Below are 12,544 nucleotides of genomic sequence, written 5' to 3' on the forward strand. Positions count from 1 at the left end.
AGGTAAGCTTACCCAAATACCTAGCTTTATCTTTGACTTCCGTCAAAAGCCGGTGCGCAGCGGGTGCCGACATCTCTCCTGCAGTCTTCCCGTCATCACTAATTATGAGCGAAGCGACGCAGGGTCCGGCTTGGAGCGACGACACAACTGACGTTAAGGTCAGCTGAAACATTAATGCCGGAGACCACATGTCCGATATGCTGGAAACTGCCCTTCGGGGTCTGAACGAAAAACTGGCCGGAGGCGGTCTTGAAAAAAGCATCGCGCTTCAGATCAAAGATGTCGGCACGATTCTGATCGGTCAGAACGGTGCCGCTTTAAGCAACGAGACCGCCGACTGCACGCTGAAAGCCTCGTCCAAAACCTTTCAGGGTCTGCTGGACGGCTCCATAAACCCGATGACGGCGGTGATGCTGGGCAAGTTGAAAGTCAGCGGCGACATGAGTGCCGCGCTGAAGTTGGGAACTCTGTTGGGCTAGTTCGTTTTCGGCCGGGCCGGGCAATCTCAAACTCGCGCAAATCCCTTAGATGCCCGGAACTGACAACGCATTCCTTAGCCAGAACCAGTGCCGGCAAGTCCCTTTTTTCGGGCCTGCTCAAACCACTGAGTAGTGAACGCTCTGACAATCGCGGCCTGCACCGGCGAAAAAATTCAGCGTTTCAGATGCGCGACCAGCATCCGGGTTGAACCGTCTTTGTCTGCCCCGTCCTCAGATCCGGCCAACACGGGGCTCAGCGCCAACGCCAGCTCTTTGCCCAGCTCGACGCCCCATTGGTCAAACGAATTCAGCCCCAGCACCACGCCTTCCACAAACACCCGGTGTTCATACATCGCAATGATCTGCCCCAACACGAAGGGGGTTAATTTAGGATAGACCAGCGTGGTAGACGGACGATTTCCCGGGAAAACCCGGTGGCGCGCCTGGCGCTCAATCTCATCACCACTCAGACCTTTTTGCGACATGATTTCAGTGGCTTCCGCAAGCGTTCTGCCCCGCATCAACGCCTCGGACTGCGCCAGGCAATTGGCGACCAGAAGGTGGTGCTGGTCCGCGAGTTCCGCTTCATGCCCTTCTTGTGCCACCATGAATTCGCAAGGGATCACCCGCGTGCCCTGGTGGATCAGCTGATAAAACGCATGTTGCCCGTTGGTGCCGGGTTCGCCCCAGACAACCGGTCCCGATTCATAAGGCAGATCTGTGCCATCCATCGCCACACGTTTGCCGTTGCTTTCCATCTCCAGCTGCTGAAGATAGGCTGGCAGCCGCGTCAGACGCTGTTCATAGGGCAAAACCGCACGGGTGGCATGACCACAAATCTGGTTGTGCCAGATCCCCACCAGCGCCAGCATCGCCGGAATGTTTTCCGCCCAGGGCGCATGTTGGAAATGGCGGTCCATCGCCTGTGCCCCGGCCAGGAACTGACGGAAATCATCAGCGCCAATTGCAAGCATCAGCGACAAGCCGATCGGTCCCCAGACCGAGTAGCGCCCACCAACCCAGTCCTCAAAGCCAAACACCCGCTCCGGCGCGATGCCAAAAGCTGCGGTGTGATCCGCCGCCGTGGAGAGCGCCACAAAATGCGCCCCCGCGGCCGTTTCACCAAGTGAGGCTACGATCCAGGCGCGCGCTTTTTGTGCATTGGTCATAGTTTCGATGGTGGTGAAAGTCTTTGAAGCCACAATCACCAGGGTGGTCGCCGGGTTCAAACCTACCAGAATGTCAGAGATATGGGCGCCATCGACATTGGAGACAAAATGACATCGTGGCCCGTTTGCGTAAGGTGCCAGCGCCAGATAAACCATCGCCGGACCAAGATCAGAGCCACCGATGCCAATGTTGACCACGTCGGTAAACCGGTCACCACCTGCGCCCAGTATCTCGCCACCGCGCAACGCACTGGCAAATGTCTCCATCCGGGACAGCGTGTCCTGGATGCCCGGCATTACGTCCTGACCATCGACCTTAACCGCTTCGCCATCCAGGTTGCGCAATGCGGTATGCAAAACGGCGCGCCCTTCGGTTTCGTTGATCTTTTCACCAGAGAACATCGCCGCGCGTTTGGCGGCCACACCACGCGAATTGAGCAGCTCAATCAGCCCGTCGCGGGCAGCGGCATCGATATTGGTTTTGGAATAGTCGAACAGAAGATCATCGGCACGTATCGAAAAATCTCCGGCGCGCTCTTCATCAAACAGCTGCAGAATGGCGCGTTCAGCCGTCGCCACGTGAAGGGATTTCAGTTTTTCAAACATCTCAGGCTCCTTCAGGCGGACCAGTGTACAGTTGCGTCACCCAGCACAGCAGAAACGGGTGCTTCCGCCGGCGTCAGATGGCGGGCAGCCTTAAGCGCCTGGAGTTTTTCATCGCCGGTAATAACAATATGGGTCGAAACGGCTGATTTAAGCACCGGTGCGCTCAGGGTGATGCGGGGCTCTCCCGCCCCCGGCGCCCGCATCGCCACCAGAACTGGCGCATCGTGGGACAGTGCAAGATCAAGGTTGTCGGCCCCCGGAAACAGCGAGGCGGTGTGCATGTCCGCGCCCATCCCCAGCAACAGCACGCTCAGCGGCAACGCTTTTTCCAGCCCGGCGGACAACTCCTCCAGCCGTTCTTCCGGCGTTTCCGCCTCAGCATAGAGTGGCAGCAGGTGCGCTTTGGCGGCAAAACCCTGAAACAGGCGCGCTTTCAGCAGGCGGGTGTTGGAGCGATCGGAACTTTCCGGCACCCAGCGTTCATCATTCAGCACCACATCCACGCGTGACCAGTCCAGATCAACGGCACTCAGCGTGTCAAATATCGGGCCGGGGGTGGTTCCGCCGGGCACCGAAAGGCTGACCCGGTCCTGATGGTGCAGCGCAGCGGACAGCTCGTGCGCAATCTGGTTGGCCAGGTCGATCATCATCAACTCGCGATCAGGATATTCGATCAGGTTCATTCTTTGATCTCCCGCCAGCGGCGCCCGTCCCGGTGCATCATCATCAGGGCATCTTCCGGCCCGGTCGATCCCACATCATAGGGTTTTGGCACATCATGGCGACGTTCCCAGCCTTCGATAATCGGGTCAGTCCATGCCCAGGCCGCTTCGACCTCATCTCCGCGCATGAACAAGGTCTGATTGCCGCGGATCACATCCATAATCAGCCGCTCATAGGCGTCCGGAATGTCGGCAATGTCATCGCCAAGTGTTTCTGCAAAGCTCATATCCAGCGGCACATCGAGCAGGCGCATACCGCCGGGACCGGGTTCCTTGATCGTGACCCCCAGGGTCATGCCCTCATTGGGCTGCAGGCGGATCCGCAGAATGTTGCTGTGGGTGCCGGCCTCAGGCCCGAAAATGGAATGCGGCGCATCTTTAAATACCACAACGATTTCAGATGTGCGCGCCTTGAGTTTTTTGCCGGTGCGCAGATAAAACGGCGTTCCGGCCCACCGCCAGTTAGAAATATGGGTTCGCAGCGCAATGAAACTTTCAGTGCGCGAACGGGCGTCGCCGACATCTTCCCGATAGTCGGGTTTTTCGTCCGTCGGCCCATATTGGCCGCGCACGATATGATGCGGATCAACCGGCTCTAACGCACGGATGACTTTAAGCTTTTCGTCGCGGACCTCGTCGGGTTCAAACCGGCTGGGAGGCTCCATCGCGATCAGGCAAAGCAGCTGCATCAGGTGGTTCTGCACCATATCCCGCATGGCACCGGATTTGTCGTAATATTCACCACGACCACCAACACCAACGGTCTCGGCAACCGTGATCTGAATGTGGTCGACATATTGGGAATTCCACAGCGGTTCAAACAGGATATTGCCAAAGCGGACCGCCATCAGGTTCTGTACTGTTTCTTTGCCCAGGTAATGGTCGATACGGTAAATCTGCGTTTCATCAAAATGCTTCGCAAGCGTGGCATTCAATTCCTTCGCTGATTTCAGATCGCGGCCAAATGGTTTTTCAACCACAATCCGGCTGTCAGAATTTCCGATTTTATGCAGATAAAGCCGGTCCGCCAGATCGCCAAACAAGCTGGGGCTGACAGAGAAATAGAACGCGTGCACAATGTCTTTGCGAACTAGCCTGGCCAGTTCTTTCCAACCGTTTTCACCACGGGCATCGACGGATACATATTCCAACCGCATTAAAAATGCGTCGATACGCGCGTCATCACATCGGTTCACAGAGGAAAATTCAGCAATCGAAGCCCGCACCATATCGCGCCAGCCATTGCTGTCCAAATCCGCGCGCGCAGCGCCAATTATGCGTGCGCTCTCCGGCATCTGGCCCGAACAAAACCGCCGGTACAGGCCTGGCAGGATTTTTCGCTGCGCCAGATCTCCTGTGCCGCCAAAAATGACCAGGTCAAAATCATCAACCGGAATGACACGCGAAACCATAGTTCTCTCCCTGACGCAGATGCGCCTGTTAGCGCTAACGAGCAACCCATACCTGCACTCGCGCCAGAAGTCTAGCATTGGCTGCAATGCGGACAAGTGAGTGTTTTACTAAGAAGCTGGCTAAAAGATCTTCCGAGGACAATCCAGCCCGGATTAATGAATTCACGGCAAGGCACCAGCAATATATTACCAAATCCATCGGTGAACCGGCGGGCCAGATCAGCAGTCTGAAAATGGCCCCTCAGTGATCAAGCTCGGCATCCCAATACAAGAAGTCCATCCAGGTTTTATGGCAGAGGTTTGGAGGGAATTTCCGTCCGACATTGCGCAATTGTTCCGCACTGGGACGGCACGGCGCTTGTCTCAGACACATCCCGGCCTTTCGCACGCTGCGCGATCCTTTTTTCAGATTACACGGCGAACAAGCTGCAACAACATTCTCCCAGCTGGTGATGCCGCCAGACGACCTTGGAATGACATGATCAAAAGTAAGATCTCCACGGGTACCACAATACTGGCAGGTAAACTGATCTCTCAAAAACAGATTAAACCGGGTAAACGCCACCCGTTTCTGTGGCGTAATATAATCCTTCAGTACGATAACCGATGGAATATGAATGGATTGGGACGGGCTGTGCACGACTTTGTCATATTGTGCAACGATATCCACCCGCTCCAGGAAAACAGCTTTTATCGCCTCCTGCCAGGGCCAGAGCGACAGCGGAAAATAAGAAAGCGGCCGGTAGTCTGCATTCAGCACCAGCGCCGGGTGATGCCGGAGACTGCCGGGTTCCCGCACGAAATTCGTCCTGAAGTCGCCGTCCATCTGCGTGTTCCAACCTCCACCCTGCGTGCCGGCCAAAGCTCAGGGGCGGCGCGACCGCCCCCACACATCCCACTATATATTGCAGCAAAGCTCTGACAAGCCTCAACATAGCAGAACCCCATCCACAGTCTCTGGCGCATCAGGGTGGCGCATATGTGGCGGGCTTCAGGTTAAGGTAGTACGCGCCCCCCTGTTGCCCAACAAAACTGGTGATCAACTCCCCGGCACCCGGTGTTTAACACAGCTTCGACAGCAATTATTCAGAGCGGTTGAGCTGGCACGTCACTGCTGCCCCCAACGAACACCCGTCAGAACCGTCCCTGGCCAGCAAGAGAGATCTCAGATTGAAGCCGCGCTCAGAACGGGCGCCGTTTAACGGTGCTGCGCGCCCGCACGGGCACAGGGGCAGGTTTGACCTGCAGGCGCAGAGCAACATGCGTGACCAGGGTGGTGACGGCAACAAACATAAATGCGGTCAGTAAAGTTTCCATGGTCAATTCTCCTGTAAGACGTTGTCAACTCTAGGGGGGGCAGCGGGGGTGTCAAGCGCAAGAAGCTGCGTTGGGATACCAGGTAAGATTCCGCCGGCACGCAACGCGCTCCTGCGTTCAGGACACCCGGTCCGTGGCGCGGGCCACCGCGCCACGGACCGGGATAATTGTGAACTGTTCTGGTCAATCAGACTTGCGGATAATCCAGTTTTTCATGGGTGAACGCCAGGGCAACCTGAAGTCCGTCCGGCGCGATACCATGCGCGGTGCCCTGCATCACATGGGCAAATACTTCAAAGCCCGCCTCGCCCAGCACATTTGCCGCATCAGGCATGGATTGCGGCGGCACAACATCATCCTGATCGCCGTGAAGCAACAGAACCGGCATTTTCGAGCGCACCTCATCCTGCAAGTGTTCGGCCTGAAGCAAGCGTCCGGAAAAACCAACAACCGCAGCGACAGCTTCTTCGCGCCGGGGGGCCACATGCAGGCTTATCATTGTGCCCTGGGAGAACCCGATCAAAACCATATTTTCAGGCTCAAGACCGGTCTCAACCAGAATCTCATCCAGATAGGCATTCAATTGCGCTGCTGAGCGTTCCATCGACACCCTGGCCTCTTCCTCGGAGGAGCCGTCAATCCAGGGGATGGGAAACCACTGAAACCCCATCGGATTTCCGACACATTGCTCGGGCGCATCCGGCGCGTAAAACGCGGTGTCCGGCAGGTGTTCGGCCATCGGGTCCGCGAGGCCAAGAAGATCGCCGCCATCAGCCCCATAGCCGTGCAGAAAGACCACGACGGAGGTGGTGGACCCCGAAAAGGCCTCTTTCATTTTACTGTCCAGACTGTAGCTCATTTTATTCCTTCCCGATCCTTGATCACACGGTAGTAGGCCCAAAGCGCGCGGGCTGCAACGCTGCGCCAGGGCGTCCATTGTTGCGCCATTTCACGCATTTCTTTTTCATTGGGCCGCTGTTCCAGATCAAACAGCACCCTGGCGGATTCCTGCAGTGCGAGGTCTCCGTGCGCAAATACATCGGCGCGCCCCAGCGAAAACATCGCGTAAATCTCAGCCGTCCATGTGCCGATGCCGGTGACAGCCGTCAGCGTGGCGATGACATCCGCATCTGAAGTCCCACACAAGGCAGGGTAATCCAGATCCGCGACGGCAAGCGCCCGGGCATAACGCACTTTAGGACGGCTGAGACCACAGGCACGAAGGTCTTCATCACTTGCGGCCCGGACCCGGGCGGGATCCGTCATGCCGGCCTCCTGCACCCGCGCCCAGATCGCGCGGGCGGAGGCAACAGAAACCTGCTGACTGACAATTGCGTCGAGCAGCGCACCAAATCCATCAGGACGCAGACGCAAGGGCAGCGGTCCGGTTTGCGCAAGTGCGGCCGCAAAACGCGGATCATGCGCCACCAGCCAGGCGGCCCCCTCACTGACACAGGCGTCTGAACTGATAATGCGGCCCGTGTTCATTGCTCAACCACCCAATCCAGCGCTGCAGCGGCGGTTTCAACCATAGCTGTGTCGGGACGCGCCGGGCGCCTCACCATCGCCACTCGAATGCCCAGTTGCCGCGCCGCGTCGAGCTTGGTTCGGCTGGGAACGCCGCCCGCGTTTTTCACCACCAGCCAGTCGATTTTGAGACGCGAAAACAGAGCGTATTCATCCTCCACAGAGAATGGGGGCCGCCCGATCAGATATTGCCCGTTGGCAAAAGGAAATGGCCCTTCAGGCGCGTCGATTTGCCGGCAGGTCAAAATCCTCCCCGGCAGATTTTCAAAGCGGTGCAACGTCCCGCGACCAGTGCCGATAAAAACGTGGGCCCCTTCAGGAATATGCAGCGCTGCGTCGGCCTCGTCATCGATCATCACCCAATCATCGCCTTCGCCAGAGGTCCAGGCCGGGCGCAGGATCTGCAACAGCGCCACGTTTTCTTCTTTACAGATCCGCGCAGTGCGGTCTGTAATTCGCGCTGCAAACGGGTGCGTCGCATCGACCACAGCAGTTATTTCCCGGGTCCGCAGAAACCTGCGAAACCCCTCGTCGCCGCCAAAGCCGCCTGAAATGGTTTCAATCGCCAACCGCGCGGGATCTTTTGTCACCCCCGCAAGAGAGGCGATGGCTTTAACGCCACTGGCGGCCAGAAGACGGCACAGTTCACGCCCCTCACCAGATCCCGCAAGCACCAGGATCATGGGCAGGACGTCCCCAGAATACGCCCGGCGCGGTCAATGACCAGTGTATCAATCACCGCGGCCGTCCCGACAATCTTCTGCGCCTTGAGACGCGCTTCCTCGGCGACCCAGGCGGCATACCTGTCGCCGATAATTTCATAAACTTGCAACGCGGTATTCGCCTCACGCAGCGTGGGATCTCCCAACCGCTCAGCAAGGTCGTCAAAATCCACCTGTGACCGGCCGGAATGCAGGTCTATAGCGCCCTGGGCCAGCTTGGTAAGCTTGCCGATACCGCCGCCAATGGTGACACGCTCGACCGGATGTTTGCGAAGATATTTGAGCAACCCGCCGGCAAAATCCCCCATATCCATCATCGCAAAATCCGGCAGGCCAAACTGCGCCTGTACCACTTTTTCACTGGTGGCGCCGGTGCAGCCCGCGACATGTCTCTGCCCGGCGGCCCGGGCCACATCGACCCCGCGGTGAATCGAGGCAATCCAGGCGGAACAGGAGAACGGGCGCACGATGCCGGTGGTGCCCAGAACCGACAAACCACTCTTGATACCCAGGCGCGGGTTCCAGGTTTTTTTCGCCATTTCAACCCCGTCGGGAATTGAAATGGTAATCTCGATGTCCGGCGACTGACCCAGCCTGGCCGCCATTTCAACTACCGTTTCGGTCATCATCTGTCGCGGCACCGGGTTAATCGCCGGCTCACCTGGTGGGATTGGCAGCCCTGCGCGCGTCACTATGCCAACGCCCTCACCAGCCTGGAAGGTCACGCCGGAAGAGCCGACAGAAACACGTGCCCGGATTTCGGCCAGATGGGTCACATCGGGATCGTCGCCGGCGTCTTTTATTATTCCGGCCTCCGCCCAGCCTGGCCCGGCGTCACGGTGGCTCAAAGCGAATTCCGGGCGTTCGCCCCGTGGCAGCGTGATACGCACGCGCTCGGGAAACCCCTCGCCCCACAGCTCCATCAGCGCAGCACGGGTGGCAGCAGTGGCACAGGCGCCGGTGGTCCAGCCGCGGCGCAATTTTGGTCTGTCATCAGTCATTGCGCCGACTATAGGGCCAGGTCCACGCGCAGCAAAAGTCAATTCCGTCACTTTCGCGCCTGCAGGCACAATTATTGTTCCCTGTCGTATCTTGCCGGTATCCGTCGCCATGACACCTTTTCCCCAGGCAGGCCAAAGGGCTATAAGAGCCACATGACTGACTCGCTTTCTTTCCCGTCGGGCCCCTGGCCCACTCTCGCGCCCGGATGGGTATGGCTTTGTGGTGCCGGTCCGGGTGACCCCGGGCTGTTAACGCTTCACGCTCTGAACGGACTTCGGCAGGCCGATGTGATCGTTTATGACGCGCTGGTACAACCGGATATCCTGGATTGGGCCAGAGAGGATGCCGAACGCATCTTTGCTGGCAAACGCGGTGGCAAGCCCTCCGCCCGCCAGGTGGATATTTCGCTGCGCCTGGTCGAATTGGCGCGTGCAGGTAAACGTGTCCTGCGCCTGAAAGGCGGCGATCCGTTTGTATTCGGGCGTGGAGGCGAAGAGGCGCAAACACTGATCCAGCACGATATTCCGGTGCGAATCGTACCTGGTATTTCTGCTGGTATCGGCGGCCTCGCCTATGCCGGCATTCCGGTCACCCACCGCGATGTAAATCAGTCGGTGACCTTTGTGACCGGCCATGATCAATCCGGCGAGACGCCTTCGTCTCTGAACTGGACTGCAATCAGCCAGGGATCTCAGGTGCTGGTGATTTATATGGGCATCAAACATGCACCGGTGATTGCCAAAGCGCTGTTGAACGCTGGCCGGCCCGCAGATGAGCCCGTTGCCGTGGTCACGCAGGCAACCACACCCGATCAAAGGGTTCTGGAAACCACCCTTGGCACACTGGTCGACGATCTGGCCGCGTCAGCCATGCAGCCGCCGGCGATTATCTGCGTCGGACGTTCGGTTCTGATGCGCCAGGTTCTGGATTGGCAGGGGCTGGCCGCCGGAGAAAAACCGCGCAATCTGGATCCACTGGGTCGTGGGCGCCCGGCTGAACAGGCATGAGCCGCGGGCTTATCCTGTCGGCTCCGGGCTCCGGCAGTGGCAAAACCACAGTGACTTTGGGCGTCCTGCGGGCGCTGAGCAATCGCGGCCAGCCAGTACGCGGCGCCAAATCCGGCCCCGACTACATTGATCCCCGGTTTCACGCCGCCGCCTGTGGCCAGCCCTGCCCCAATCTGGACGCCTGGGCGATGTCACCGGGGCGGGTGCGCGATCTCGCGGCGGGGACCGGTCTGTTGATGATTGAAGGCGCAATGGGACTGTTTGACGGCGCCCCCCCAAAAGGTCGCGGGGCCACCGCCGATCTGGCCCGCATTTTACAACTTCCGGTGATCCTGGTGGTGGACTGCGCCCGAATGGCGCACTCGATTGCACCGCTGATCGCAGGATTTGCAAATTTTGACCCCGCCGTAAAAGTGGCTGGCGTGATCCTGAATCACGTCGGCTCTCCGCGCCACGAGACCATGCTGCGCGCCGCACTCGCCCCTTCTGGCTTGCCGGTGATCGGGGCCCTGCGCCGGTTGGGAAAGATTGAACAACCGTCGCGCCACCTGGGGCTGGTTCAGGCCGAAGAACACGTCGATCTGGACGCTTATCTTGACGAGGTCGCAGGCCACGTAGAAGCGCATCTTGATCTTGATCTGCTCTGCTCACTCGCGTCGGAAATGACGCCAGCGGATGCGGCGCCAAAGCTCGTGCCGCCCGCTCAGCGGATCGCCGTCGCCCAGGATCGCGCTTTTGCATTTGCCTATCCCCATATTCTGGCGGATTGGCGCGGCGCCGGGGCCGAAGTCAGTTTTTTCTCACCTCTGGCCAATGAAGCCCCTGAAAAGACTGATTTTATATTCCTGCCTGGCGGTTACCCGGAACTGCATGCCGGTCACCTGGCGGCAAACACCCGGTTCCTGAACGCGTTACGCGAAGCCGCAGAAACCACGATGATCTATGGCGAATGCGGTGGTTATATGTTGCTGGGTGACGGGCTGGAGGACGCGCAGGGCGTGCGCCATGCCATGGCAGGTCTGCTGCCACTGGAAACCAGCTTTGCACGTCGCAAACTGCATCTTGGGTACCGGCATATTCAATGCCGCTCGGGCCCGTTCAAAGGCCGCTGGAACGCCCATGAATTTCACTATGCCTCAACCCTGCGCGCCGAAGGTGAACCACTGTTCAAGGCACAGGACGCAGAAGGAAATGATTTGGCCGATATGGGGCTGCAACAGGGCAAGACCTGCGGCTCTTTCGCGCACCTGATCGACCAGGCCACCAACATCGCAGAATAAGGCTTCCCATATCTGTCAGGTCTGTTTACCCATATCTCCATGACAGATATGACAGCCCTCCCCGACAGCAATTTCCGCAGCAGACGCAATGTAATGGTTCTGATGCTGGCCCAGGCTTTGCTTGGGGCGCAGATGCCAATGATTTTCATCGTGGGCGGCCTGGCGGGACAATCTCTGGCCAGCAATATCAACTGGGCAACTCTGCCGATATCCTTCATCATCCTGGGCTCCGTGCTTGCCGCAAACCCACTGTCCTGGGTGATGCAACACCAGGGGCGTAAAACTGGTTTTCTGATTGGCGCTATGTCTGGTGCAACCGGAGCAGCAATCAGCGCGTATGCCTTGATTCAAAAAGACTTTCAACTATTTCTGCTCGGCTCACTTTTCACCGGAGTCTACATGTCGGCCCAGGGGTTCTACCGCTTTGCCGCCACGGACACCGCTTCGGCCGAATTCCGGCCCAAAGCAATTTCCTATGTGATGTCCGGTGGACTCGTCGCAGCAATCATTGGTCCGCAACTGGTCAAAGCCACCCTTCAGCCGATGGATGTAGCGGTTCTGGGTGCCTCACAGGTGGATTACCTGGGTATTTACCTGGCGGTAATTGCGATCAATGTTGTTGGTTCCTTCGTGTTCTTCTTCCTCGACATCCCAACTCCTGAGGCCCCTGCAAAAGATGCAGCCAGAGGCCGTAGCCGATTGGAATTACTAAGAAACCCGCGTGTATTGGTGGCGATCATCTGTGCAATGGTATCCTATTCGCTGATGACACTGGTGATGACGTCCACCCCGCTCGCTGTTGTTGGCGCGGGCCATGGAGAAATGCATGCGGCCGATATCGTGTCCTTTCACGTTTTGGCGATGTTTATTCCCAGTTTTTTCACTGGCCACCTGATCGCCCGTTTTGGAACTGAAAGAATAATCACATTGGGTCTGGTAACACTTTTGACGGCCGGCCTCATCGGTCTGTCCGGCGTATCGCTGATGCATTTCAAAGGCGCGCTGGTCCTGCTTGGGCTTGGCTGGAACTTTGGCTTTATCGGCGCCACCACCATGCTGGCCGGGACCCACAGCCCGGAGGAACGCGGCCGGGTTCAGGGGATGAATGACATGATGGTGTTTGGATTTGTCACCCTGGCGTCGCTTGCGTCCGGTGCTCTGATGAACGGCATGGGCAGCAGCGCCCAGGACGGATGGACCGCTGTCAATCTGGCGATGGCACCGTTTCTGGCGCTGGCTGGAGGCGCCTTAATTTGGTTGGTGATGCAGCCAAAAAGCGAGGAATAACAGCTCGTTCTACT

At 58.2% G+C, this 12,544-nt stretch carries 13 protein-coding genes; 4 read left to right on the plus strand and 9 right to left on the minus strand.

Annotation, left to right across the window (positions count from 1 at the left end; genetic code table 11):
- The first annotated feature begins 188 nt into the window (after positions 1 to 188).
- Positions 189 to 479 (plus strand): SCP2 sterol-binding domain-containing protein, encoded by a 291-nt coding sequence (locus tag DWA01_RS11860; RefSeq protein ID WP_114286054.1) that lies wholly within the window; start codon positions 189 to 191, stop codon positions 477 to 479.
- 173 nt (positions 480 to 652) lie between these two features.
- Here the strand turns inward: DWA01_RS11860 and pgi are convergent, their stop codons facing one another.
- From pgi to DWA01_RS11900, 9 genes are all read right to left on the minus strand, one after another.
- Positions 653 to 2,254, minus strand: coding sequence for a glucose-6-phosphate isomerase (gene pgi, locus DWA01_RS11865; RefSeq protein ID WP_114286055.1), 1,602 nt, complete (start codon positions 2,252 to 2,254; stop codon positions 653 to 655).
- 11 nt (positions 2,255 to 2,265) lie between these two features.
- Positions 2,266 to 2,937: a 6-phosphogluconolactonase gene (pgl, locus tag DWA01_RS11870; protein ID WP_114286056.1), complete on the minus strand. Its 672-nt coding sequence runs from the start codon at positions 2,935 to 2,937 to the stop codon at positions 2,266 to 2,268.
- Positions 2,934 to 4,388: a glucose-6-phosphate dehydrogenase gene (zwf, locus tag DWA01_RS11875; RefSeq protein WP_114286057.1), complete on the minus strand. Its 1,455-nt coding sequence runs from the start codon at positions 4,386 to 4,388 to the stop codon at positions 2,934 to 2,936. The genes pgl and zwf overlap by 4 nt, the downstream gene beginning before the upstream one ends.
- A gap of 241 nt (positions 4,389 to 4,629) precedes the next feature.
- Entirely contained in the window at positions 4,630 to 5,214 is a 585-nt protein-coding gene (locus DWA01_RS11880) for an HNH endonuclease (RefSeq protein ID WP_114286058.1), read from the minus strand.
- A gap of 356 nt (positions 5,215 to 5,570) precedes the next feature.
- Positions 5,571 to 5,705 carry a hypothetical protein gene (locus tag DWA01_RS23880; RefSeq protein WP_268807730.1) on the minus strand — a complete coding sequence of 45 codons (135 nt, stop codon included), beginning with the start codon at positions 5,703 to 5,705 and terminating at the stop codon, positions 5,571 to 5,573.
- A 187-nt stretch (positions 5,706 to 5,892) separates the two neighbouring features.
- Entirely contained in the window at positions 5,893 to 6,564 is a 672-nt protein-coding gene (locus DWA01_RS11885; RefSeq protein WP_114286059.1) for an alpha/beta hydrolase, read from the minus strand.
- The gene (locus tag DWA01_RS11890) at positions 6,561 to 7,193 is read right to left on the minus strand and encodes a DNA-3-methyladenine glycosylase family protein (protein ID WP_114286060.1); all 633 of its coding nucleotides are present in this window, start codon (positions 7,191 to 7,193) and stop codon (positions 6,561 to 6,563) included. The genes DWA01_RS11885 and DWA01_RS11890 overlap by 4 nt, the downstream gene beginning before the upstream one ends.
- Positions 7,190 to 7,915 carry a cobalt-precorrin-6A reductase gene (locus tag DWA01_RS11895; protein WP_114286061.1) on the minus strand — a complete coding sequence of 242 codons (726 nt, stop codon included), beginning with the start codon at positions 7,913 to 7,915 and terminating at the stop codon, positions 7,190 to 7,192. Before DWA01_RS11895 ends, DWA01_RS11890 begins: the two co-directional genes overlap by 4 nt.
- On the minus strand, positions 7,912 to 8,955 hold the full coding sequence (locus DWA01_RS11900) for a cobalt-precorrin-5B (C(1))-methyltransferase (protein WP_114286080.1): 1,044 nt from the start codon (positions 8,953 to 8,955) through the stop codon (positions 7,912 to 7,914). Before DWA01_RS11900 ends, DWA01_RS11895 begins: the two co-directional genes overlap by 4 nt.
- A 153-nt stretch (positions 8,956 to 9,108) precedes the next feature.
- Between DWA01_RS11900 and cobA the strand changes: the two genes are divergently transcribed.
- Genes cobA through DWA01_RS11915 form a run of 3 tightly spaced genes read left to right on the plus strand, consistent with a single transcriptional unit; the run spans position 9,109 to position 12,530 of the window.
- Positions 9,109 to 9,963, plus strand: a complete 855-nt coding sequence (cobA, locus tag DWA01_RS11905) for a uroporphyrinogen-III C-methyltransferase (RefSeq protein ID WP_114286062.1) — start codon at positions 9,109 to 9,111, stop codon at positions 9,961 to 9,963.
- Positions 9,960 to 11,243, plus strand: a complete 1,284-nt coding sequence (locus tag DWA01_RS11910) for a cobyrinic acid a,c-diamide synthase CobB (protein ID WP_114286063.1) — start codon at positions 9,960 to 9,962, stop codon at positions 11,241 to 11,243. The genes cobA and DWA01_RS11910 overlap by 4 nt, the downstream gene beginning before the upstream one ends.
- Before the next feature lie 39 nt (positions 11,244 to 11,282).
- On the plus strand, positions 11,283 to 12,530 hold the full coding sequence (locus DWA01_RS11915; protein WP_114286064.1) for an MFS transporter: 1,248 nt from the start codon (positions 11,283 to 11,285) through the stop codon (positions 12,528 to 12,530).
- Positions 12,531 to 12,544 lie beyond the last annotated feature (14 nt).

The organism is Candidatus Halocynthiibacter alkanivorans (assembly GCF_003333265.1).
GTDB classification, from domain to species: Bacteria; Pseudomonadota; Alphaproteobacteria; order Rhodobacterales; family Rhodobacteraceae; genus Halocyntiibacter_A; species Halocyntiibacter_A alkanivorans.

Excerpts from the sequence above, each read along its gene's own strand:
- DWA01_RS11895 (WP_114286061.1), bottom strand. The coding sequence starts at position 7,915 with ATGATCCTGGTGCTTGCGGGATCTGGTGAGGGGCGTGAACTGTGCCGT.
- DWA01_RS11910 (WP_114286063.1), top strand. The coding sequence starts at position 9,960 with ATGAGCCGCGGGCTTATCCTGTCGGCTCCGGGCTCCGGCAGTGGCAAA.
- cobA (WP_114286062.1), top strand. The coding sequence starts at position 9,109 with ATGACTGACTCGCTTTCTTTCCCGTCGGGCCCCTGGCCCACTCTCGCG.
- DWA01_RS11890 (WP_114286060.1), bottom strand. The coding sequence starts at position 7,193 with ATGAACACGGGCCGCATTATCAGTTCAGACGCCTGTGTCAGTGAGGGG.
- DWA01_RS11880 (WP_114286058.1), bottom strand. The coding sequence starts at position 5,214 with ATGGACGGCGACTTCAGGACGAATTTCGTGCGGGAACCCGGCAGTCTC.
- pgi (WP_114286055.1), bottom strand. The coding sequence starts at position 2,254 with ATGTTTGAAAAACTGAAATCCCTTCACGTGGCGACGGCTGAACGCGCC.
- DWA01_RS23880 (WP_268807730.1), bottom strand. The coding sequence starts at position 5,705 with ATGGAAACTTTACTGACCGCATTTATGTTTGTTGCCGTCACCACCCTG.
- zwf (WP_114286057.1), bottom strand. The coding sequence starts at position 4,388 with ATGGTTTCGCGTGTCATTCCGGTTGATGATTTTGACCTGGTCATTTTT.
- DWA01_RS11900 (WP_114286080.1), bottom strand. The coding sequence starts at position 8,955 with ATGACTGATGACAGACCAAAATTGCGCCGCGGCTGGACCACCGGCGCC.
- DWA01_RS11885 (WP_114286059.1), bottom strand. The coding sequence starts at position 6,564 with ATGAGCTACAGTCTGGACAGTAAAATGAAAGAGGCCTTTTCGGGGTCC.
- DWA01_RS11860 (WP_114286054.1), top strand. The coding sequence starts at position 189 with ATGTCCGATATGCTGGAAACTGCCCTTCGGGGTCTGAACGAAAAACTG.
- pgl (WP_114286056.1), bottom strand. The coding sequence starts at position 2,937 with ATGAACCTGATCGAATATCCTGATCGCGAGTTGATGATGATCGACCTG.
- DWA01_RS11915 (WP_114286064.1), top strand. The coding sequence starts at position 11,283 with ATGACAGATATGACAGCCCTCCCCGACAGCAATTTCCGCAGCAGACGC.